The sequence below is a fragment of the Flavobacterium sp. ALJ2 genome, from assembly GCF_015594725.1.
Taxonomy (GTDB): domain Bacteria; phylum Bacteroidota; class Bacteroidia; order Flavobacteriales; family Flavobacteriaceae; genus Flavobacterium.
Genome location: NZ_JADNRC010000007.1, coordinates 23,374 through 46,449 on the forward strand (window position 1 = coordinate 23,374; position 23,076 = coordinate 46,449).

24 protein-coding genes are annotated in these 23,076 nt (G+C 31.2%); 14 read left to right on the forward strand and 10 right to left on the reverse strand.

Translation table 11 applies throughout. The features are described from left to right. Positions 1-68: 68 nt before the first annotated feature. From IUY40_RS09480 to IUY40_RS09495, 4 genes are read left to right on the forward strand one after another with little or no spacing between them, the layout of a single operon-like run. Complete coding sequence (locus tag IUY40_RS09480; RefSeq protein WP_195736632.1) at positions 69-710, forward strand: hypothetical protein; 642 nt, start codon at positions 69-71, stop codon at positions 708-710. Between the two features lie 12 nt (positions 711-722). Next, entirely contained in the window at positions 723-1,412 is a 690-nt protein-coding gene (locus IUY40_RS09485) for an SCO family protein (protein WP_195736633.1), read from the forward strand. A 1-nt stretch (position 1,413) separates the two neighbouring features. Next, positions 1,414-1,953 (forward strand): DUF420 domain-containing protein, encoded by a 540-nt coding sequence (locus IUY40_RS09490; RefSeq protein ID WP_195736634.1) that lies wholly within the window; start codon positions 1,414-1,416, stop codon positions 1,951-1,953. Beyond that, positions 1,946-2,212, forward strand: a complete 267-nt coding sequence (locus tag IUY40_RS09495; RefSeq protein ID WP_195736635.1) for a hypothetical protein — start codon at positions 1,946-1,948, stop codon at positions 2,210-2,212. Before IUY40_RS09490 ends, IUY40_RS09495 begins: the two co-directional genes overlap by 8 nt. Before the next feature lie 8 nt (positions 2,213-2,220). Here IUY40_RS09495 and IUY40_RS09500 read toward each other — a convergent pair whose 3' ends face one another. Beyond that, complete coding sequence (locus tag IUY40_RS09500; protein ID WP_195736636.1) at positions 2,221-3,630, reverse strand: DUF4403 family protein; 1,410 nt, start codon at positions 3,628-3,630, stop codon at positions 2,221-2,223. Positions 3,631-3,798: 168 nt separating this feature from the next. On the opposite strand from IUY40_RS09500, the gene IUY40_RS09505 reads away from it, so the two are divergent. The 7 genes from IUY40_RS09505 (at position 3,799) to tsaB (ending at position 11,655) form a co-directional block, all read left to right on the forward strand. Beyond that, the gene (locus IUY40_RS09505) at positions 3,799-4,500 is read left to right on the forward strand and encodes an ABC transporter ATP-binding protein (protein WP_195736637.1); all 702 of its coding nucleotides are present in this window, start codon (positions 3,799-3,801) and stop codon (positions 4,498-4,500) included. Then, entirely contained in the window at positions 4,493-5,737 is a 1,245-nt protein-coding gene (locus tag IUY40_RS09510) for an ABC transporter permease (RefSeq protein WP_195736638.1), read from the forward strand. Before IUY40_RS09505 ends, IUY40_RS09510 begins: the two co-directional genes overlap by 8 nt. A gap of 2 nt (positions 5,738-5,739) precedes the next feature. Further along, positions 5,740-7,008: an ABC transporter permease gene (locus IUY40_RS09515; protein ID WP_195736639.1), complete on the forward strand. Its 1,269-nt coding sequence runs from the start codon at positions 5,740-5,742 to the stop codon at positions 7,006-7,008. 38 nt (positions 7,009-7,046) lie between these two features. Further along, positions 7,047-8,168 (forward strand): efflux RND transporter periplasmic adaptor subunit, encoded by a 1,122-nt coding sequence (locus tag IUY40_RS09520; RefSeq protein ID WP_195736640.1) that lies wholly within the window; start codon positions 7,047-7,049, stop codon positions 8,166-8,168. Between the two features lie 78 nt (positions 8,169-8,246). Further along, complete coding sequence (locus IUY40_RS09525) at positions 8,247-9,620, forward strand: TolC family protein (RefSeq protein WP_195736641.1); 1,374 nt, start codon at positions 8,247-8,249, stop codon at positions 9,618-9,620. A gap of 6 nt (positions 9,621-9,626) precedes the next feature. Beyond that, positions 9,627-10,913, forward strand: a complete 1,287-nt coding sequence (locus IUY40_RS09530) for an efflux RND transporter periplasmic adaptor subunit (RefSeq protein ID WP_195736642.1) — start codon at positions 9,627-9,629, stop codon at positions 10,911-10,913. A 70-nt stretch (positions 10,914-10,983) separates the two neighbouring features. Then, on the forward strand, positions 10,984-11,655 hold the full coding sequence (gene tsaB, locus IUY40_RS09535) for a tRNA (adenosine(37)-N6)-threonylcarbamoyltransferase complex dimerization subunit type 1 TsaB (protein ID WP_195736643.1): 672 nt from the start codon (positions 10,984-10,986) through the stop codon (positions 11,653-11,655). A gap of 9 nt (positions 11,656-11,664) precedes the next feature. Here tsaB and IUY40_RS09540 read toward each other — a convergent pair whose 3' ends face one another. The 3 genes from IUY40_RS09540 to IUY40_RS09550 all read right to left on the reverse strand — a co-directional run bounded on the left by IUY40_RS09540 (position 11,665) and on the right by IUY40_RS09550 (position 14,299). Further along, positions 11,665-12,489 (reverse strand): mechanosensitive ion channel domain-containing protein, encoded by an 825-nt coding sequence (locus IUY40_RS09540; RefSeq protein WP_195736644.1) that lies wholly within the window; start codon positions 12,487-12,489, stop codon positions 11,665-11,667. 101 nt (positions 12,490-12,590) lie between these two features. Next, the gene (locus IUY40_RS09545) at positions 12,591-13,238 is read right to left on the reverse strand and encodes an apolipoprotein A1/A4/E family protein (protein ID WP_195736645.1); all 648 of its coding nucleotides are present in this window, start codon (positions 13,236-13,238) and stop codon (positions 12,591-12,593) included. A gap of 161 nt (positions 13,239-13,399) precedes the next feature. Next, on the reverse strand, positions 13,400-14,299 hold the full coding sequence (locus tag IUY40_RS09550; protein ID WP_195736646.1) for a NifU family protein: 900 nt from the start codon (positions 14,297-14,299) through the stop codon (positions 13,400-13,402). Between the two features lie 164 nt (positions 14,300-14,463). Between IUY40_RS09550 and IUY40_RS09555 the strand changes: the two genes are divergently transcribed. From IUY40_RS09555 to IUY40_RS09565, 3 genes are all read left to right on the forward strand, one after another. Beyond that, positions 14,464-15,450 carry a type IX secretion system membrane protein PorP/SprF gene (locus IUY40_RS09555; RefSeq protein ID WP_195736647.1) on the forward strand — a complete coding sequence of 329 codons (987 nt, stop codon included), beginning with the start codon at positions 14,464-14,466 and terminating at the stop codon, positions 15,448-15,450. A 28-nt stretch (positions 15,451-15,478) separates the two neighbouring features. Beyond that, on the forward strand, positions 15,479-16,000 hold the full coding sequence (locus tag IUY40_RS09560; RefSeq protein WP_195736648.1) for a gamma carbonic anhydrase family protein: 522 nt from the start codon (positions 15,479-15,481) through the stop codon (positions 15,998-16,000). Between the two features lie 134 nt (positions 16,001-16,134). After that, the gene (locus IUY40_RS09565) at positions 16,135-16,434 is read left to right on the forward strand and encodes a hypothetical protein (RefSeq protein WP_195736649.1); all 300 of its coding nucleotides are present in this window, start codon (positions 16,135-16,137) and stop codon (positions 16,432-16,434) included. A gap of 3 nt (positions 16,435-16,437) precedes the next feature. On the opposite strand, the gene murI is transcribed toward IUY40_RS09565, so the two are convergent. The 6 genes from murI to IUY40_RS09595 all read right to left on the reverse strand — a co-directional run bounded on the left by murI (position 16,438) and on the right by IUY40_RS09595 (position 23,025). After that, entirely contained in the window at positions 16,438-17,214 is a 777-nt protein-coding gene (gene murI / locus IUY40_RS09570) for a glutamate racemase (protein WP_195736650.1), read from the reverse strand. Between the two features lie 143 nt (positions 17,215-17,357). Further along, positions 17,358-17,855, reverse strand: a complete 498-nt coding sequence (locus IUY40_RS09575) for an OmpH family outer membrane protein (RefSeq protein ID WP_195736835.1) — start codon at positions 17,853-17,855, stop codon at positions 17,358-17,360. Between the two features lie 19 nt (positions 17,856-17,874). Further along, positions 17,875-18,903, reverse strand: coding sequence for an OmpH family outer membrane protein (locus IUY40_RS09580; protein WP_195736651.1), 1,029 nt, complete (start codon positions 18,901-18,903; stop codon positions 17,875-17,877). A gap of 37 nt (positions 18,904-18,940) precedes the next feature. Further along, a complete protein-coding gene (bamA, locus tag IUY40_RS09585) occupies positions 18,941-21,667 on the reverse strand; it encodes an outer membrane protein assembly factor BamA (RefSeq protein ID WP_195736652.1) in 2,727 nt (908 codons plus the stop codon). Further along, entirely contained in the window at positions 21,600-22,337 is a 738-nt protein-coding gene (locus IUY40_RS09590; RefSeq protein WP_195736653.1) for an isoprenyl transferase, read from the reverse strand. Before IUY40_RS09590 ends, bamA begins: the two co-directional genes overlap by 68 nt. 4 nt (positions 22,338-22,341) lie before the next feature. Further along, on the reverse strand, positions 22,342-23,025 hold the full coding sequence (locus IUY40_RS09595; RefSeq protein WP_195736654.1) for a DUF6089 family protein: 684 nt from the start codon (positions 23,023-23,025) through the stop codon (positions 22,342-22,344). Positions 23,026-23,076: the final 51 nt, after the last annotated feature.

Sequence of the window (23,076 nt, forward strand, 5' to 3'; positions counted from 1 at the left end):
AATTCAAAAAGAGGGTACGCATTGCGTACCTTTTTTTATTTTTGTACTTTAATTTTTTCCCTTGTATAATGAAAAAAAATATAGTTCTTTTTGTTCTCTTCGTTTTGCCTATAGTTGCTTATCTTTTTTTTGCATCTGGCGTGAATGGTTTTACTAAACTACCTGTTGTAACACCTAAAATTACCAACTTAGGAGACTGGAAGTCTTTAAGAGGTGAAAAAGTTGGTTTAGATAATAAAATAACTATACTAGGTTTTTCAGGAACTGAAATTTTGAAAAATCGTGGTAATTATTTTAATTTAAATGAAAAAGTTTACCAGCGTTATCATGGTTTCCAAGATTTACAATTTGTTGTAATTTGTCCTTTAGGAACAGAAGAGGATGTACGAAGAGTAGTAGATGCTTTAGCAGCGTTTACAGATGTATCACAATGGCATTTTGTTTTTGCACCTCCATCTGAAATTAGTACATATTACGACCAATTGCATTTAGTTGGAAAATTAGATCAGCATCTAGGAACACCTAACGTTTTTATTGTTGATAAAGAACGCAATTTAAGAGGACGTAAAGATAAAAATGATTATAAAGAAGGGTATAATACATTTCACCCTTCGGAGTTAAGTAATGAAATGCTGGATGATTTTAAGGTTATTCTTTATGAATATCGTGCAGCTCTTAAGAAAAATCATAATGCAACAAAACAACTTTAAAATTATATTATCATGTTTAAAAACAAATCATATATCGGAATTTCATTTATAGTATTGATTTTTGGTATTTATGCTATTCCTAAAATTATAGATAGAGTAAAAAATGATACAATTGTAAAGGGCAGTCGTTTAGATAGTGTTGAAGGTAAAAATGTTAAGGATGATGGGAAATTAGTAAAAATTGGTCCAGCTCCTAAATTTGAATTAGTAAATCAGGATAACGTTAAAATATCTAATGAAACTTATAAAGGTAAGGTTTATGTTCTGGAGTTTTTCTTTGCAACCTGTCCATCAATTTGTCCTAAGATGAATTTGAGTATGTTGGAAATAGAGAAGAAATTTTTCGGAAATCCAAATTTTGGCATTGTTGCAATAACAATTGATCCAGTTCATGATACACCAGAAGTTTTAAAAGATCATGCAAAAATGTTAGGGGTTAAGTCATCTAATTGGAATTTCTTAACAGGAGATAAAAATGTTATTATGGATTTATCCAATAAGGGATTTAATTTATACGCAGGAACAAACAGTAAAGTGAGTGGAGGTTTTGAGCATTCAGGTTTGTTTGCTTTAATAGATAAAAATGGAGATATTCGTTGTCGTAAAGACGAATTTGGTAATCCAATACTTTATTACGATGGATTGGATAAAAAAGGAGTTAGAGATATACAACAAGATATAAATATATTATTAGAAGAATAAGATGGAGGATAATTCATTAGAGAAAAAATACAACAAGTATATCATACTTGTTTCAATTGTAATTCCAGTTGTAGTGGCTATCTTATTTGGAGTTAAGCTTAAAGATTTTGGATATAATGTAGAGCCACTTACTTTTTTGCCACCTATTTATGCTACAATAAATGCTATTACAGCTTTGGTTCTGATTGTTGCAGTAATGGCTATTAAAAAAGGAAATCGAAAGCTTCATGAGCGCTTGATGACTACAGCAATAGCTTTGTCATTAGCTTTTCTAGTAATGTATATTGCATATCATATGACCTCAGACTCTACCAAATTTGGAGGAGAAGGAGTAGTTCGATATGTGTATTTCTTTATCTTAATTTCTCATATATTATTGTCAATTGCAATTGTTCCATTAGTTTTGATAACATATGTTCGTGCAATTGCGAAAAATTTTGAAAACCACAAAAAAATTGCAAGAGTTACATTTCCACTTTGGTTATACGTTGCTATTACCGGAGTGATTGTTTATTTAATGATTTCCCCTTATTATGTTTAATATAAATACAAACAACAAGAAACATAATGTTTCTAGACTAGCAAAGATTAGTTTCTTGTTGGTTATCTTTTTTTTCAATATAGGTGCCAATGCACAATGCGCAATGTGTCGTGCCGCTTTAGGTGGAGACGAAAACACAAAACAAGCAGAAGCAGTAAATGATGGAATCGTTTACTTAATGGTAGTTCCATATTTGCTTGTAGTGGTAATTGGATATTTGATTTATAGAATGTATCAATCTAAAAAGAAAAACGCATAAACTGGGTTTTATTTCAATCCGTTTACCGAGACATTCACAGTTCCATTAACTTTTATAAAAGCAATAATGGCTTGATTTGTTAATTCTATTTTTTGAAACTCGATATCTTCCATTTTTCCATTTACAAAAACTCCCGACATAGGCGAATAATTTTTAAGATAAGTAAGCATGCTTTGTTTGCCTTCTTCTAAGTTTGGTTGAATGGAGTAACGACAGCTTTCTTCCATTTTCTTCAAAATATAACCTTGCATAAGCCAGTTAGCGGTACGGGTAAGTTTACTTTTTGTATCTAGAACGTAGTCAAGTTTGTCAAAATAAAGTTCCTTTGTTTGTGGGTTATATTTTGGAAAACCGTTCAGGTACAGTGTACCATTTACAGCTCCTAAAACATCTAAGGCAATAATCATTTTCCCTTCTTTATGCCAGATTTCAACATTTTTAACGGTAATTTTTTTGCTTCCTGTTCCAAATTCTTGCCCAGCAAAATTTCTAGACATGATTTTGGAAGCATCTTTGTAGCTTGAAACTGCAGCGATGTTAGCTGTAATTTGTTTTGGAATTTTTGCTACAGGTTTTAAAACTATTTTAGAAGCACTGAATTTACTTTCAGGTTGCTTGCCAATTATTGTCTCCATATTACATTTCATACCCATTTCTAGCAAAAAAGAATCATTTTTTAGCTTTGCGTCAGTAGAGTATATTTCTATAGGTACAATTCTAAGCCAGCTTTCGTATTGCTCATTCATTTGAAATGGAGTACAGATTTTTTCTAAAGCAGCCAAAACATTTGGTTTAAAATCCATTGATTTTTCGATTGCTGCATCAATACTTTTTTCTATTTTTGATTTGAAAATAGAAACGGCTGGATTTATAAGATAAGTTACAGGCATATTTTTTCCAAAAACACTCATTGTTGGGCTCTCATTCCAATTTAATGATTTTAATTCGGTTTTAGTATTCAATTTCCAGTTGGTTAGACCTACTGAGCTGATTAATGTAATTACTCCATTCAAATTAAATTCTCGCGTATCGTATAATTCGACACCAAGCTGTTTAGTTCCTATTCGGTATTTTACAAGCGCTTTTAATGGTAAAATAGTTTTTATTTTTTTACCAGGATTAGCAGGATCAGCCTCGATTTTTATAGGGGCTAACTTCCATACTTTAATTTCGATATCATCATCTTCAATGTTGTTGTCTTCGTAAATTAAACCATTAAGCAAAGTATTAGTTTGGTTCTCAATGTCTTTTAGTTTTACAGTAATGGGTAAATTAATAAATGAAGGTGTGTTGTCATATAGTAATGGACTGGCATCATCAGGTTCGGGTTTTAATGTTGCTAATTTTTGAGAAGAGGAACAACTGGTTATAAATAACACGACCATTGGGAGTATTAGAAACGAAAATAATTTATTCATTGTGTTTTTTTTAAGATGCAAAATTAAGAAAACAAATATATTTTAAGATTAAAGTGTAACATTTTGATAAAGATTTAGTCTTATTGATGTAATAGATTAATACTATTAACATTTTATTATAGTAAATTGCTGGGCAAAACAGGTATTATTGTTTAAAATTAACAAACCATGATTGAAATTAAAGACTTACATAAATCCTATAAAATGGGAAAATCTGAATTGCATGTTTTAAAAGGGATTAATTTCAATATAAAAGAGGGAGAGTTGGTTGCTATCATGGGGTCTTCTGGTTCTGGAAAATCAACATTACTTAATATTTTAGGAATATTGGATGAAGCAGATTTTGGAGAATATATATTAGATAATGTACCGATTAAAAATTTGAATGAAACTATAGCGTCTAGATATCGAAATAAATTTTTAGGTTTTGTATTTCAATCTTTTAATTTGATTAATTATAAAACGGCTTTAGATAACGTGGCTATGCCTTTATATTATCAAGGAATAAAAAGGAAAGAACGTTATGAGATTGCATTGAATTATTTAAAAAAAGTAGGTTTAGATTCGCATTCTCACCATTTACCAAGTGAGCTTTCTGGAGGACAAAAACAACGTGTAGCTATTGCTAGAGCATTAGCATCTAATCCAAAAGTTTTATTAGCAGATGAGCCTACGGGAGCCTTAGATACAAAGACTTCTTATGAAGTAATGGAATTGATTCAAGGAATTAATGACGAAGGAAAAACAATCTTGATTGTAACCCACGAACCAGATATTGCAGCAATGTGTAAGAGAAATGTAGTCTTAAAAGACGGACTAATTATCGATGATAAATACGTAGAACAAGTTAGAGCATCAGCTTATGTTTAATATTGAACGTTGGCAAGAAATATTTGAGGCAATTGCTAAAAATAAATTAAGAACCTTTCTTACAGGTATCTCTGTGGCATCGGGGATATTTATATTAGTTATTCTTCTTGGAGCAGGTAAAGGCCTTCAAAACGGAATCGAAAAACAATTCGAGCGTGATGCCGAAGGTATTATAGAGGTTTGGTCTGGTACTACTACAAAACAATATAAAGGACTAAATCCTGGGAGACAAATTCAGTTTAGAAATAGTGATTACTCACAATCAATTCAAAAATTTGAGGATAAATTAGATAAACGCGCTTCAACTTATAATTTCTGGGGAGCTTCAGTGAGTTATGGAAAAGAATCTTCAACGTATCAATTTAGAGGAGTAGATCCTGACTATTTAGGGATTGAAAATGGTACAGTTGTTATGGGGAGATTTATAAATAGCAAAGATTTAGCGAATTATGAAAAAGTTGCCGTTATCGGAATGAAAGTAAAAACGGACTTGTTTAAAGATAAAGATCCGCTTGGTGAACAAATAGCAATTAATAATATCAATTTTAAAGTCGTTGGTGTTTTTACAGATCCAGCAGGTGAAAGAGAAGAAACAAGAGTTTATTTACCAATGACAACAACACAAAGAGCATATGGAGTAGGAGACAAAGTGAGTAATTTGTTTTTTACTTTAAATAAAAAAGCTACTTATGAAGAAGCTTTGGCCGAATCTGAAAAATTTAGTGAAGATTTAAAAGCACTTCTTAAAAGTAAAAATATTGTAGCTCCAGATGATGATAGTGGTATTGGTTTATACAATTCAGTTAAAGATGCAAAACAGGTATATGATTTAAATCTTTACATCAGATTGTTTTTTTGGTGGGTAGGAATTTGTACTATTATTGCAGGTGTTGTAGGAGTTAGTAATATTATGTTAATTATTGTAAAAGAAAGAACTAAAGAAATTGGTATAAGAAAAGCACTTGGAGCTTCTCCAATTTCTATTATTGGAATGATATTACATGAATCTATTTTTATTACTACAATTGCAGGTTTTATTGGTTTGTTAGCAAGTTTGTTATTGCTAGAAGTAGTAGGTCCAATGATAAAAAGTGAATTCTTTTTAAATCCGGAAGTTGATTTTAGTGTGGCATTGACCACCCTTGTTTTACTTGTATTTGCGGGAGCAATGGCTGGTTTTTTTCCAGCATATAGAGCAGCAAAAATAAAACCTATTGTAGCACTTAGAGACGAATAATTATGTTTGATAGAGATAATTGGGAAGAGATTTTAGAAGCTTTAACTGCTAATGTATTTAGAACAGTACTTACTGCTTTTGGTGTATTTTGGGGAATATTCATTTTGGTAATATTACTTGCTGCTGGAAATGGTTTGGAGAATGGAGTAAAAAAAGGATTTGATGGAATAGCAACAAATACCATGTTTATGTGGAGTCAAACCACATCAAAAGCATATAAAGGGTTGCCTAAAACTCGCCGATATGATTTTAAGAATAGTGATGTGATGGCTTTAAAAGAGGCTTTTCCGGATTTATTATATGTTTCGCCGAGAAATCAATTAGGAGATTTTAATGGTGCCAATAATGTAGTTCGAGGAACTAAAACTTCTGCTTTTACTATATATGGTGATTATCCGGAACTTATAATGCAACAACCAATGACTATTATAAAAGGACGTTTCTTAAACCAACAAGATATTAAGCATAATAGAAAAGTAGCAGTTATTGGAAAAGGAGTTATAAGTGAACTTTATGGAAAAGAAGAAGAAACTATAGGAACTTATGTTAAAGTAAATGGGGTTAATTTTATGATAGTTGGAGTGTATTATTCTAAAAATCAAAACAATGGAGGTGCGGAGGCAGAGCAGAAAAATATATTTGTTCCTTTTACAACTTTTCAGCAAGCTTTTAATTATGGAGATAAAGTAGGCTGGATGGCACTTACAGCAAATGATAAAGTATCAATTACAACACTAAAGCCTAAAATAATTGAATTAATAAAAGAAAGACATTCTGTTAGTCCTACTGATGATAGAGCAGTGGGGAATTTTGATTTGTTTGAACGATTTAATCAAGTACAAGGATTGTTTACAATCTTAACATTTATTGCTTATTTTGTAGGTACATTGGTTTTGATTTCGGGTGTTATCGGAATTTCTAACATAATGCTTATTGTAGTAAAAGAGAGAACTAAAGAAATAGGGATACGACGCGCATTGGGAGCAACACCAGGAGCAATTCGAAGACAAATACTTTCAGAATCTATATTTTTAACCATTATTTCGGGTATGTTAGGGATTGCAGTTGCTACAGGAGTCATTGCAATTCTTAATATGGTACTCGCTTCGATGCCTGCTGATAGTAATACAATGTTTGCAAGTCCAACTGTAGATTTACGGGTTGTTTTTGTGGCATTATTAATTTTAATAGGTTCAGGTTTGTTGGCAGGATTTATTCCGGCGCAAACGGCAATAAACGTGAAGCCAGTAGATGCTTTGCGAACAGAATAAATTATCAATCAATAAAATAATCGATTAAACAAAAAAAAATGAAAAAAGGAGTAACCATAACCATTTTAATTTTTATTGCAGTAGTCTTCTTTGGTGCTTTGTATTATTTGTATGCAAAAAATCAAGAGTCACCTATTGTTTATGAAACAGAGAAAGCTGAAATAAAAACGATAGTTAAAAATACAATCGCAACGGGTAATATCCAGCCTGATGAAGAGGTGCTTATCAAACCTAACATTTCAGGAATTATTGAAGCTATTTATATTAAAGCAGGAGAAAGTATTAAAGCAGGAGATATGATTGCAAAGATAAAAGTTGTTGCAAATGTATCTAATGTAAGCAACACTCAAAATCAGGTTCAAACTGCTAAAATTGCATTAGACAACCAAGAAAAATTATACCAGAGACAAAAAACATTGTTTGATAAAGGAGTGATTTCTGCAAATGATTTTGATGCAGTACAATTAGCTTATAAACAGGCTAAGCAAAGTTATTTGTCATCAAAGCAAAGTTTTGATATTGTAAAAACAGGAACCACATCAGGACTAGGAAATTATGCTAATACCTTAATTCGTTCTACAGTAAACGGAATGGTATTAGATGTGCCAGTAAAAGTAGGGAATCAGGTTATTGAGAGTAACAATTTTAATGAAGGAACTACAATTGCTAGTGTAGCAGATGTTGGAAAGATGATTTTTGTTGGGAAAATTGACGAATCAGAAGTTGGAAAAATAAAAGAAAATATGCCCATCGAAATTACCATTGGAGCTATTGAAAATAAAAAATTTGATGCAACCTTGCGTTATATTGCACCAAAAGGGGTAGTAGAAAATGGAGCAATTCAGTTTCAAATAAAAGGGACACTTGAAAATAGAGATGATACATTTATTAGAGCAGGTTTAAGTGCAAATGCATCAATTATATTAGAGAAAGCAGAAAAAGTTTTGGCTATAAAAGAATCATTAGTACAATTTGATAAGAAAACTCAAAAACCATACGTTGAAGTAGAAACGGCACCACAAAAATTTCAAAGAAAAGATCTTGTTTTAGGAGTTAGTGATGGAATTTATGTACAGGTAAAAAGTGGAATTACGGCGACTGATAAAATAAAAATTTGGAATCAGGGTTTGATAAAAGAAGAAGAAAAAAATAAGAAATAGTTAAAAAAAAAAGAATTTTTGGTTTTTAAAAAATGTTAAATTTGTGTAGTATCTTTGCTATGCTTTGATTCAAAGTTTATGAAAAATAATAAATATATTTATCTTGTTTTTGTCTTACTATTAGGAGCGTCAATACAGGCGCAAACTAAAAAATGGACTCTTGAAGAATGTGTAAGATATGCATTAGACAACAATATCTCGATTAAGCAATCGGAACTGGATACTCAAACTACTGCTATCGACAAAAAGGATGCATTTGGAAAATTTCTTCCTACAGCCAATGCACAAGTATCACATTCATGGAATATTGGTTTAAATCAGGATATTACAACTGGGCTTTTACGTAATCAAACGACACAGTTTACCTCTGCAGGAGCATCTGTAGGAGTTGATATTTATAAAGGATTGCAAAATCAGAATGCATTACGAAAAGCAAACTTATCAATAATGGCTTCTAAATATCAATTATTGAAAATGCAAGAGGATATTTCGCTTAATGTTGCTAATGCTTTTTTGCAAGTGCTTTTTAATAAAGAAAATTTAAAAGTACAAAAGGAGCAGCTTGCAATTAGCGAAAAGCAATATACACGTTCAGACGAATTGGTAAAAGCAGGAACAATTCCAAGAGGAGATTTACTAGACATTAAAGCAACGGTAGCAACAGGTAAACAAAATGTCGTTGTAGCAGAGAATACATTGTTAATCTCTAAATTAAGTTTAGCACAGTTATTACAATTAAAAGAGTTCAATGATTTTGATGTAGTTGATGATACAAATATTAATGCTGGAGAAACTATTTTGGCACAATCGCCTATAGCGATTTATGAAAAGGCTAAAGAAACGAGAACTGAGCTAAAAATTGCTAAAACTAATCTTGAAATTGCAGAGAAGAATGTTGCTATTGCCAAAGGAGCCTATCAGCCTTCATTAAGAGGTTTTTATAACTTTAACTCTAGAGTTTCAAATTCAGATAGAACCACGCTAGTTGGGGGGACTCCTGTTGTAATAGGTCCAGCTCCATTTTGGAATCAGTTTAGTGATAACAAAGGACAGTCTTTTGGAGCAGAATTATCGATTCCGATTTTTAATGGTTTTTCTGTGAGAAATAATGTAGAACGTAATAAAGTAAGTTTAGAGAAATCTAAAATTGATTTAGAGCAAAAAAACTTAGATTTGCAACGTAATGTTTATACTGCTTTCACAGACACAAAAGGAGCTTTAAATGCACATGAAGCAGCTGTAGTAGCATTAGAAGCAAGACAAGGAGCATACGATTATGCAAAAGAAAAATTTGCAGTAGGTTTAATGAATGCTTTTGATTTTAATCAATCACAAACATTATTGACCAATGCACAATCAGAAGTAATTAGAACAAAATACGATTATATCTTTAAAACAAAAATATTAGAATTCTATTTTGGAATTCCTATTATTCCGATAGTTAAAAACTAGTTTATTATGTCAAAAAAAACAATTTATTTCTTATTAGGTGGGGCAATTATAGTTATTGCAGTCTTAATTGGATTTTCGAAAGCAGGTGTAATAGGAAATAAAGATGCAGGTACAGAAGTAGAAGTTGCAAAAGTAGTAGCGTCAACTATTGTAGAAACAGTCTCGGCAACGGGAAAAATTCAGCCGGAAATTGAAGTGAAAATTTCATCAGAAGTTTCGGGAGAAATTATTGCACTAAATGTAAAAGAAGGACAGGTTGTTAAGAAAGGAGATTTATTGGTAAAAATTAATCCTGATTTATATACTTCAGGATATAATCGTACTCTTTCTAATCTGTCAGGAACTAAGGCTAGTTTGAGTCAATCAGATGCGTCTTTTAAAGAAGCAAAGGCTAGTTATGAGAGAAATAAAAAATTATTTGAGAAAGGAATAATTTCTAAGTCAGATTGGGATAAAGCAATTGCTTCTTTTGAAGTAGCAAAAGCAGCCAAAGAGAATGCTTATTTTGCAGTACAAAGTGCTTCAGCATCTGTAAATGAAGCTAAAGATAATTTAAGACGTACTACTATTTACGCTCCTGCAGATGGAACAATTTCAGTACTTAATGTTGAGCTAGGAGAACGTGTTTTAGGAACACAGCAAATGGCAGGAACAGAAATTTTAAGAGTTGCAAACTTAAATAATATGGAAGTTGAAGTAGATGTAAATGAAAATGATATTGTAAAAATTAAAGTTGGAGACGAGGCAAATGTAGAAGTAGATGCTTATTTGAAAAAACAATTTAAAGGTATTGTAACTAGTATCTCAAACTCAGCTAGTAGTACTTTAACATCAGATCAAGTGACAAATTTTAAAGTTAAAGTAAGAATTCTAAAAGAATCGTATAAAGATTTATTAGAAGAAAAACCAGAGGCATATTCTCCTTTTAGACCAGGAATGACTGCAACAGTTGATATTATAACAAATACAAAAAAGAATGTATTCGCAGTGCCAATAAGTTCAGTAGTTGTAAAATCGGATACAGCAGCAGTAAAAGAAATTAAAATTGAAGATCCAAATGATAAAAAAACAGCTCCTAAAAACGACAAAAAATTCGAGTGTGTTTTTGTGAAAGAAGGAGATAAAGCTAAAATTAGAATCATTAAAACCGGAATTCAAGATGATACAAATATCGAAGTAACATCAGGACTTAAAGCTGGTGATGTGGTTATTACGGGACCATATACCACCGTTTCGAAAGATTTGAATTCAGGAGATAAGGTCAGTCTTAAATCTGAAAAAGTAAAAAAATAATAATAACAAGGCAATCTAGTTCTATTATAGAATTAGATTGTTTTTGTTAACCATAAAATAAAAAAATAGTTTGGCTTACATTCTTAATATTGAAACTGCTACAAAAAACTGTTCTGTTGCTTTAGCAAAAGAAGGAAAAATAATTTTGTGTAAAGAGATTTCCGAAGAAGGTTATTCTCATGCTGAAAGATTACATGTTTTTATCGAAGAATGTATTCAGGAAGCTGGAATTTCATTTCAAGATTTATCTGCAATTGCGGTTAGTCAGGGACCAGGTTCGTATACAGGATTGCGTATAGGAGTTTCGGCAGCAAAAGGATTGTGTTTTGCGTTAAACATTCCATTAATTGCGATTGATACTTTGCAAGCACTAGCTTCTCAAGCTAAAATTACCGAAGGATTAATAGTTCCAATGCTAGATGCAAGAAGAATGGAAGTATATAGCGCAGTATTTAATTCAAAGTTTGAAAAGCAAAGAGAAGTTTTGGCCGAGATAATTACTGAAAAATCTTTTGAGGAATATAATGAAATACTTTATTTTGTTGGTGATTGTGCTGAAAAATGCAAGTCAGTTTTAACAAAAGAAAATTTTATTTTTTTAGAAGATGCTAAATACCCTTCTGCAAAAGAAATGGGTATCATAAGCTATGATAAATTCAAAATAAGCGACACTGTTGATGTCGCTTATTTTGAACCTTATTATTTGAAAGACTTTATGGTTACGACACCTAAAAAACAATAATCTTTTATTTTAAACATTCTTACTTATTTCCATAGTAAAAGGTTGTATTGAAATTCCAGCTTCATCAAAAGCGATTAAACAGCTTTCTAATGTTTCCGAAAAGACAGCGCCAAAATTTTCTTTTTTGGCCCAAGGTCTTACAGCAAATTCAACAGAAGTTGTGGTTAAATTTTTCACAAAAACTTCAGGAGCAGGATTCTTAAGTACATTTGGATTGTCTTCTAAAATTTTCTCGATAATACTCTTAGCCTTTTTAAGATCTGCTTCATAAGAAATTGCAAATGTTAAGTCGGCTCTTCGTTGTCCTTGAATAGAGTAATTAATAATTGTACCATTAGATAAAGCTCCATTTGGTATAAATACAGTTTGGTTGTTTCCAGTGAGTAGTTTAGTTACAAAAATTTGTATTTCAGATACAGTAGCAACGATGCCTTGAGCTTCAATAGTATCACCAACTTTAAAAGGTTTGAAAAGAATAATTAGCATGCCTCCTGCAAAATTAGAAAGAGATCCTTGAAGAGATAAACCTATAGCAAGACCCATAGCTCCTAGAATGGCTACAAATGAAGATGTTTCTATTCCTAGTTTAGAAATAAATGATACAAATAATAATATTCGTAAAGCCCATAATAAAATATCAGCAAGAAATTTAGTCAGGGTAGGGTCTAAGTTTCTTTTTACCATTACACGGCGTATTAGTCTATTAATAACGCGTATAATATAAAGGCCTACAAATAGAATAAGCAAGGCAGATATTAGTTTAGGCGAATAATCAACCAATACTTGGATAAGTTGGTTAATATAACCACTAATTTGTTCGGGATTTGTATTCATTTTTTTAGTATAAAAAAACCTTCTCTGTGAGAAGGTTTGAATTAGTTAGGCAAAGATAAAAATTAATTATTTTTATTAATAAATATTGCTATTATCTTTAACTATTTATTTAATGCTTCATCTGAAGTTTTATTGACAATATCGGCTGCAATTGATTTAGTTTCCTCAACAACAGTATCTGCTGTTGCTGTAGCTTTTTCTTTAATTGAATCAACTACTTTGTCTAAATCATCTGAAGCTTTTTCAGTATAATCCGTAACTACATCTTTTGTCTGTTGAGCATGTTCTTGGGCGCTATCTAATATTGGAATGGATACTTCTTTTACTTTTTCTATTGTTTCTCCAGCTATTGTTTCAGCTTTTCCGACATATGGGGCGGATACTTCTTTTACTTTTTCTATTGTTTCTCCAGCTATTGTTTCAGCTTTTTCGACGTATGGAGCGGATACTTCTTTTACTTTTTCTATTGTTTCCCCAGCAAATGTTTCTGCTTTTTCAAGATATGGAGCAGATGCTTCTTTTACTTTTTCTATTGTTTCTCCAGCAAATGTTTCCGCTTTCTCAAGATAAGGAGTAGATGCTTCTTTAACTTTTTCTATTGTTTCTCCAACAAAAGTTTCCGCTTTCTCAATATATGGCGCTGCGGCTTCTTTAGCTTGTTCAAATGTATTTTCGGCTTGGTTTGCTAATTCAGTAGCAGACTCTTTAGCAGTGCCGAATAAATTCTTAAAAAATGATGATAATCCCATAATAGTTCTTGTTGGTTAATATAGGTTACAATATTAATCTTTTTTTAAGAGTTATTATAATTGTTTTGTTATAATTTATTGATAATAAGTATTTTGTATTTATTTTTAGATAAAAAAAGCACTTCGTATGAAGCGCTTTTTTGTTTTCTTATAAAAGTTGTTTATGCATTTACAGCTTCTACTTTTATATTGTCATCATTCAACATACTTTTTAGCATATTTTCTATACCGCTTTTAAGAGTAAATGTTGATGAAGGACAACCGCTACAAGCTCCTTGTAAAATCACTTTTACAGTTTTGTCAGCATCATTATAGGAGTCAAAAGCAATGTTTCCGCCATCAGCAGCTACAGCAGGTTTAACATATTCTTCTAAGATATTGATAATTTGTTGAGATGTTGTATCCAGTTTATCAAAAGCTTCATCTTTGGTAACATCATTTTTGGTTGCTACTTCAATTAAACTTTCGTCTAAAACAGTTCCTCCATTTTCAATATATTGTTTAATAAAAGTTCTTAGTTCAAGAGTAATTTCTTGCCAGTCATTAATTTCATATTTAGTTACTGAGATGTAATTTTCATCGATGAAAATTTCTTTTACGTAAGGAAATTTAAATAATTCTTTAGCAAGTGGAGAAGATGCAGTCTGATCAATATTTTTGTATTCAATTGCATTTTTTGTCAACATTCTGCTTACCACAAATTTTAGAGCAGCAGGATTAGGAGTTGACTCACCATAAACAGTTATAGGTTGTTTTTTTGGTTTGTTTTCGTCAATAGATATGATTATGCCACCATCATTTACAAATGTTTCGATTTGATCTACTACAGCGTCTTTTACATCATCCCATTCAACGATGTTGTATTTTTCGATGGCAACAAAATTCCCTGAAATATATACTGTTTTTACGAACGGTAAATAAAATAGCTTTTGTGCTAATGGAGAGTTTTTAGCTTCGTCAATATTTTTAAATTCAAAGCTCTCATTCTTAGTAATAAAGTCTGGAAATTCAAATTTTAATATGCTTGGATTTTGCGTTTCTTTTATAGTGAGTTTTGTCATGATTTAGTAATTTTTTACAAATTTACTAAAGTTATTTTCTACTAATAGTTATATTTGATTTTTAATATAAAAATAACGTATTATTCTATCTATCTCAATACTATTTATCATTGTTTGATGCTGAAATAAGTTTTTTACATCTATTTTAAATAAAGCTACCTTTAATGTATTTTAAAATTAAATATTCATTTTTATTATTATTTATATTTTCATATTCTTATTCTCAAGAAGGCATTCCTGTTTATTCAGATTACTTGTCGGATAATTATTACCTGATACATCCTTCGATGGCTGGAGCAGCAAACTGTGCCAAACTTAGATTAACGGCACGTAAACAGTGGTTTGGAGAGGATAATGCGCCAGCGCTTCAGACATTAAGTTTTAACGGTCGAGTAGGTGATAGATCAGGGGCAGGAATTATACTTTTTAATGATAAAAATGGATATCATTCTCAAAAAGGAATTAAACTTACTTATGCATATCATATTCTTTTTTCGAGAGATGAAATCGATTTAAATCAGCTATCATTCGGTATTAATGCAGGAGTAATTCAGAATCAGTTAGACGAAACTTCATTTGGAGAATTTGACCCGATTGTTTTTGGAAACATTCAAAAGGATTCTTATTTTAATGTAGATTTTGGGGCATCATATAATTTTCTTAATTTTTATGCTCATGCAACGGTTCAAGGAGTATTAGAAACGAGACGACAAATATATACGGAATTTGAAAGTGATAATCTAAGAAAATATCTTTTGAGTGCAGGATATGTTTTTGGAAATAAAAGGAAACTATTATGGGAGCCTTCGGTACTTTTTCAATTATTTGACAAAACCAAAGAGAAGTTAATTGATTTTAATTTAAAGGCTTATAAGAATATGGATTTTGGCAATCTTTGGGCTGGATTATCTTATAGAAGAAGTTTTGATGGTTCACAATATTATAATGGCTCAAGTATTTCTACTCAAAAACTACAATACATAACACCTATTTTAGGAGTTAATTATAAAAATTTTATGTTTGCCTACACTTATTCTCAAGTTACAGGTAATGTGAAATTTGATAATGGTGCATATCATCAGATTACTTTAGGGCTTAATTTATTCTGTAAGCGTGAAAAATATGATTGCGATTGTCCTGCAATAAACTAATTATAATTCATTTTAAATAAATAAACTCATGTTGATAAAATCTGTAAACGGGAAAACGCCTAATATTCCAAATGATTGCTATGTAGCCGAAAATGCAACAATTGTAGGTGATGTTTCTTTTGGAGATTCATGTAGTGTTTGGTTCAATGCTGTAATTAGAGGAGACGTAAATTTTATTAAAATAGGGAATAAAGTCAATATTCAAGACGGAGCAATTATTCATTGTACGTACCAAAAGCATCCAACAATAATAGGTAATAATGTTTCTATAGGTCATAATGCAATTGTACATGGTTGTACAATACATGATAATGTATTAATAGGGATGGGAGCAATTGTAATGGATAATTGTGTTGTAGAAAGTAATGCTATTGTTGCTGCTGGTGCTGTAGTAACTCAAAATACAGTAGTGGTTTCAGGCAGTATTTATGCAGGAGTACCTGCTAAGAAAGTGAAAGATATCGACCAGTCTGACTTTGCTGGCGAAATTGAACGTATTTCTAATAATTATGTAATGTATTCGAGTTGGTTTAAAGAAGAGGAGAAATAATCATAAATTTATTTTTTAGAAGAATGCATTTTTATAGCTTTCGCTAATAGGAATCCTTTATCACCAATCAAAGCTTTTTTTTGGATTGATTTTAATAATATAGGATCGTTGAATTCTAGAGAAACCTTTTGAACATGCTAACTTATAAAAGCAATAAGAATGCGCAAAAATATATAGATTGTATTAGCTACGCAACAGGAATAAATTATGATGCAGGATATTTTGAAGTCGATAATCAGAGAGTTAATAATATGTCTTTTTCGTTAGGGTTAAGCCTTCCTTTGGAATATAATGCTTTCTCGGCTCTGAATATTTCGTACTCTTATGGACAAAAAGGAAAAATAGGGGATGGTCTTATAAAAGAGAATTATCATAAATTATCTCTTAATTTATCATTGGGTGGGATATGTTTTGTTAAGAGAAAAACGGATTAATTACTAAAAAACTTTTTCTTCAACTTTATATTTGTTTCCTAATATATCCGATAAAACTTTTGGATTACTGTTACTATAAAACACAGGTTCACCTGCGGGTTCATTATTAAATCCAACTTTCTCACGTAGTATATTTTGGGTTTGCTTAGCTACAGCTTCTCCAGAGTCAATAATATGAATGTGTTTTGGCAGGATTTTTTCTATCTGAGGAATTAGATATGGATAATGACTGCAGCCTAGGACTAAATAATCAATATTAGCCTCAATCATTGGTTTGAGATAAGACTCCAGAAGTAGTGTCATCTCAGGAGAGTTTAGATCTCCGTTTTCAATTAACTGTACTAGACCATGACCAACTTGTTCAATGATTTTAATATCTTGATATATCTCAGTTGCTTTATTAAAAAGTTCACTATTTAGAGTGCCTTGAGTAGCAAGAATTCCAATAGTATGTGTCTTAGACTTTATTGCTGCAGGTTTTATTGCGGGTTCAATTCCTATAAACGGAATGGAATATTGGTCTCTTAATTCTTTAATTGCGTTTGTAGTTGCAGTATTACATGCAATAACAATCAATTTACAATCCATGTCTAATAAAAAGTCTACATTCTTTTTACTTAAAGTAACTATTTCTTCTTTGGTTTTTTGGCCGTAGGGAGCATTTTTACTGTCAGCTAAATAAATGGTTTTTTCATTTGGAAGTAATTGATGAATTGCATTCCAAATAGAAGTGCCACCAATGCCAGAATCGAAAACGCCTATAGAATTATTATTTGTCATAAAAACAAAGTTAAGTATTTTTTGGAATCAAAAAAAAGACTTTAATGAGGATTTTTGAGTGTGATGAAATTAATTTTCATGTATAAAAAAACTGCTCGAACCATTTTATTGGGGAGCAGTTTTTTTATTATTAAGAAAGTTTTCTAGAAACCTAAATCTTTTTTTACATCAGCAGTAACGTTTGGACCATCAGCTAATAAAAGAGTAGAACCATCTAGAACATATTGATATCCTTTTGCTTTTCCAACTTTTTGGATAGAAGCTCTCACTTTTTCCATTAATGGTTTCACAATGTCAGATTCTTTTTGTTGTAATTCTTTTTGAGCATTGTCTCTATAGTCTACAATTCTTTTTTGCATATCTTGAACTTCTTTTGAACGTTCTCCATTAACTGCATCTGTTACTGTAGCTGATTCAGCTTCGTATTTTTTTAATTTTGCTTGGTATTCTTCAACCATTTTCTTGTAATCTGCATCATATGTACCACTTAGTTTTTCAAGTTGTTTTTGTGCATCTATCATTGCTGGCATTTTAGACATAATTTCACTTACATCAACGTGAGCTACCTTCGCTTGTGCATTCATTTGATTTGCTCCTAAAACTAGTATTGCAGCAATTAGTAAAGTTTTCATTTGTTTCATCATCATTTTAAAATATTAATTAATTATTGGTCGTATTTCCTTGTTTTTCTTTGTCCTCTTTTGCCTTTTGCTCCCTCGCTTTTTTGGCAGCTTCTCTTTCTTCTAAAATTTTACTTCTTCTTTCTTCTAAAGCTTTTTTACGTTCGTCATAAAGCTTTTGTCTTTCTTCAGCTTGTTTAGCTCTTGTATCATCAGTTGCAGTTGTTTTTGTTGCCTCTGTTGTTTTAACTGCTTCTGTACTTGGAGTTACTGAAGGTGTACTTTCTTTTTTTACTGGTTCAGAAACCGTGCCATTTTTTTTAGCTTCCCTTGCGTCACGAATTGCTTTTTTATTTTCTTCGTATATTCTTATCTTTTCCTCTTGAGCTGCCTTCCTGTCTTCTAATATTTTATCTCTTGCAGCTTTTCTTTCATCTAAGATTTTTTGTCTTTCTTGTAAAGCAGGACTTTCATCAATTGCACTTTCTTTATTCTCTTTTTCTTCTTCTATTGCAAGTTGTTTTTTTGTCAACTGCTCTCTTTTGTCGGTTCTTGTAATTACTCTTAATACCTGATCGCTAACATCATATCTTTTTGCAGCAAAAAGCATTGTTAAGTCAGACGATCTATCAAATATAAAATCATATCTTTTAGCTTCTGCTATATCTTGAACAGCAGTAAAAACCTGATCTTGTATTGGTTTTGCTAAGGCTGATTTTTGTCTGATTAAATCTCCATTAACACCAAAACGTTGTTGTTGATAATCTAATGTTTCTTTTTCAAGAAACTTGATTTCAGTTTCTCTTTCATCAATTAACTCATTCGTTAATAATGCTTTCTCGGCTTTTAAAGCGTCTTTAAGTTTATTGATTTCTAATTTCTTAGTTTCAATTTCTTGTTTCCATTTTTCGGCTTTCTGCTCTAATTGAGTTTGAGCCTCTTTATAGTTAGGGACATTTTGTAAAATATACTCCATGTCGATGTATCCTATTTTTGTAGATTTGGTTTGTGCTTGACTTGTATTTACTACTATCAAAGCCAAAATTATAAATAAAAATTGTTTTCTCATAACATTAATTTTATTTGAAATTTTTTAACCAATACGATTAAAATTGTTGTCCAATAATAAAGTGTGTGCGTAAACCGCTTGGTTTTGTTTGTCCTGGTAATGTATCGAATCCGTAACCAAAGTCAATTCCTAATAATCCAAATGCTGGCATGAATACACGTAAACCAGCTCCCACAGAACGATTTAAGTCGAAAGGATTATAGTCTTTGAAACTTGGGTAAGACGATCCTGCTTCTGCAAATGTAAGTACATAAATCGAAGCCGATTGTTTCAATGTAATTGGATAACGTAATTCTAAAGAGAATTTATTATAAATCGTTGCTCCAATTTGTTCTCCGTTTTGTATCGGCGTTAATGAACCATTTTCATATCCTCTTAATGCTATTGTTTCTCTACCGTCCATAGAATAGTTTGCCATACCATCTCCACCTAAATAAAATCTTTCAAAAGGAACTACGCCTCTAGATTGGTCATATGCCCCTAAGAAACCAAATTCAGTTAGCGTTCGTAGTACTAATTTACCATAAACTTTTGTATACCAATCAGCTTTGAACTTAATTTTGTAGTATTCTAGCCAATTAAATTTCTTTTGATCCACTTTTCCTTGATCAGTAGCGGCAAGAGTGTAATCATTAACCTTATTGTTGTTTGCATCAACGTAGTCTCCAATTTGCACCATGTTTCCATTTGCATCAGGAACATTTCCTCTATCAGTAGTGTTTTTTAATTTATATTCTTTCTGATTCGCTAAATCAGCATAATTGATTCCATTAAATAATGAATAAGGAGGAGTCAGTTTTGCAGAAACACTAAATTCTGAACCGTATGTTGGGAATATTGGGTTTACCCCTTTGTTACTTCTGGTTAGTCCAATAGTATATGCTAAGTTTCTTGAAGTTCCATTACCAAAAGTAAACAATCCAGTGTTGTAATTATGCAAATCATAGTGTTGGTAACTAACCGATTGTGATAATACGAAGTAATCATCTGGTACTGATAATCTTTTTGCTATACCAACAGATAATGTTAAGATGTTAAAACTTTTGCTTCTGTCTACTTTTTGTGTAATGTAGTTATTTAAAAACTGTGTACTGTATGATATCGATGTACTAAACTGTACTGGTTTTTTTCCTCCAAACCAAGGCTCAGAAAACGATACACTATACGTTTGGAAATAAGTACTTCCTTGTAAACGAAGTGCTACTTTTTGTCCGTCACCCATTGGTAAGGGCTTATAGGCATTTTTGTTAAATAAATTTCTAGCAGAGAAGTTATTAAATGAAAGTCCTAAAGTTCCGATGAAACCACTGCCTCCATATCCTCCTTGAAGTTCTATCTGACTAGATCCTTTTTCTACAAGATTGTACTCTATATCTACAGTTCCTGCAGCAGCATCTACATTCTTGAATTTTGGATCAATTGCTTCAGGGTCAAAAAATCCTAATTGTCCAATTTCACGTATTGTTCTTACTAATAAATCTTTACTGTATTTTTCGCCAGGTTTAGTTCTTAACTCACGGTAAATTACCTTATCATTTGTTTTGTCATTACCTACAACAGAGATTTTATTAAAATATGCAATTGGACCTTCGGTAACTCTTATTTCAAAATCAATAGTATCATTTACAGTTTTTACTTCTACAGCATTAATGTTAGAGAATAAATACCCGTTATTTTGGTATAAATTGGTGATATCTTCAGCGTCAGGTTTTGTTTTGTCAGCAATCCTTTTTTCTAGAAGCACACCGTTATATGTTTCTCCTTTTTTAATACCTAAATAACGATTTAATAATTGGTCTGTATATACAGTGTTTCCTAAGAATTTGATATTACCAAAGTAGTATTTGTTTCCTTCTTCAATATTTACTTTTATGGCTAATGTATTTTTCTTTTTATCGTAAACAATAGTGTCAGATAATATTCGAGCATCTCTATATCCTTTTTCTTTGTAGTTAGCAATAACTTTTTCTAAATCACCTTTGTATTTGTCTTTGATGAACTTTGAGGCTTTAAAAATACGAATAGGATTCTTTTGCTTGGTATCTTTCATTGCCTTACGCAAAGTAGCATCTGACAATTGTTTGTTGCCTTCAAATTCTATTTTGCTAATTTTTACTTTATCCCCTTTGTCTACACGAACCAGCATGTTTACTTGGTTTGTAGAGGTGGTATCAGCAGTAGTAGTAATGGTTACTTTGGTATTGTAGAAACCTTCTTTTTTGTATTTGTTTTCGATGTAATTCTTGGTAGTTGTAATTAAATTTTCGTTTACAATTTTATTTTTTGTTAAACTATTGTCTTTAATTAATCCTTCAATTTTACCTTTCTTAATACCAACAAGTTTTACATCGTTTAATTTTGGAAGTTCTATAATATCTAAATCTAGATATATGCTATCATTCTCAATTCTGTTTACATAGAATGAAATTTCGTCAAAAAGCCCTAGCTTTCCTAGCTTTTTGATGGCTCCACTTATTTCTTCACCAGGAACTGTTATTTCCTGTCCTTTTTGTAAGCCAGAAAAAGTGACAACAGTTTGCTCATTGAAGCTTATTTTACCAATTACAGATACGTCAGCAAGAATATATTTTTTCCCTTGGTCAAAAGGAATTCTTTCTTGCGCTTTTATTTGTGAAAAACTACCAAAAACCAATAAGGTAAGTACTATTTTTATTCTTTTTTGTAACACTAAAAAATCATTTAATTTGTTCACTTGTTTTTCCAAATCTACGTTCTCTTTTTTGATAACTAATGATAGCCTCATATAAATCCTTTTCTTTAAAGTCTGGCCATAAGACATTAGTAAAATATAGTTCTGCATAGGCAATTTGCCATAACAAAAAATTACTTATTCTATGTTCTCCACTTGTTCGTATTAATAAATCTACATCTGGTAAATTTTGCGTGTAAAGATGCTCATTTATAATTGAATCGTCAATAGTGTCTATTGAAATTATATTATTTTTAACTTTATTACTGATGATTCTAACAGCGTTTATAAGTTCTTCTCTAGAGCTGTAACTTAAAGCTAATGTGAGCGTAAGCCTTGTATTGTTTTTTGTTTTTTCAATAACATCCAACAGTTCTTTCTGTGCAGATTTAGGTAATTTTTCTAAATTTCCAATTGCATTAAGTTTGATGTCGTTCTTCTGCAATGTACTGAGCTCTTTCTTTAATGAATTTATAAGTATCTTCATTAATGTTTCAATCTCTAACTTAGGTCTATTCCAGTTTTCGGTTGAAAAGGCATATAATGTTAAATATTCGATTCCTATCTTGGCACAGGATTCGATAGTTTCTTTTACAGATTTTGTTCCATTTTCATGACCAAAAGCCCTTAAGAAACCTTGCTGTTTAGCCCAGCGCCCATTTCCATCCATTATGATGGCTAAATGTCGTGGTAAGTTTGTTTTATCTATTGTGTCTAAATTCATTTTTTTAATAGGGGCAATAGCAAGGTTTGTTTCCAAATGTATACGTTAAAGTAACTCCTGAAAAAACATACCAGTCATTATTATTTAAGTCTCCAAAACGTAATGATTTTAAATTATCATTATTTGGATTACTTCCATCTAAATTATCCGTAAAAGTATATCGTGCGCCAACTTCTAATCCTAGAACAAAATTAGTAGTTAAATTTGTTTTCACACCTAATATCATTGGAATTGCGAATGAACCTGTGTTTTTTTCTTTTTTTGTTTCGCCAGATTGAATATATAATTCATCATATCTGAAATAATTAATACCCGAAAACACATATGGTGTGAACTTTCTTTTGCCTTCATGTAAATTAAAGTCAAAAAAATTAAATTCAAGACCAGCAGAAAGTTCTCTAATCGTATTGTCAAAACGATATCCTCTTAGTTTTCGACCTCCTTCTCTTGAATCTAGATCATTTGCAGTGATTGTTGATTGTGTATATGAAAAGCGATAGGCGTGTCTCGGACTTTTATTCCATCGGTACAATATGCCAAAGGCAGGTTTGTCTGGTGAAATATAAGTTGTGCTTCCTACATCTCCTATATAGTTACTACCTCCTAAAAAAACACCAACCTCATGTATCTGAGCGTTCATGCTTGTAAAGGAAAAGAAACATAACAATAAATTAAAAATTTTGTTCATTTAATTAAAAATTGCGTGCAAATATAATAATAATCAATACGAATCAATGCT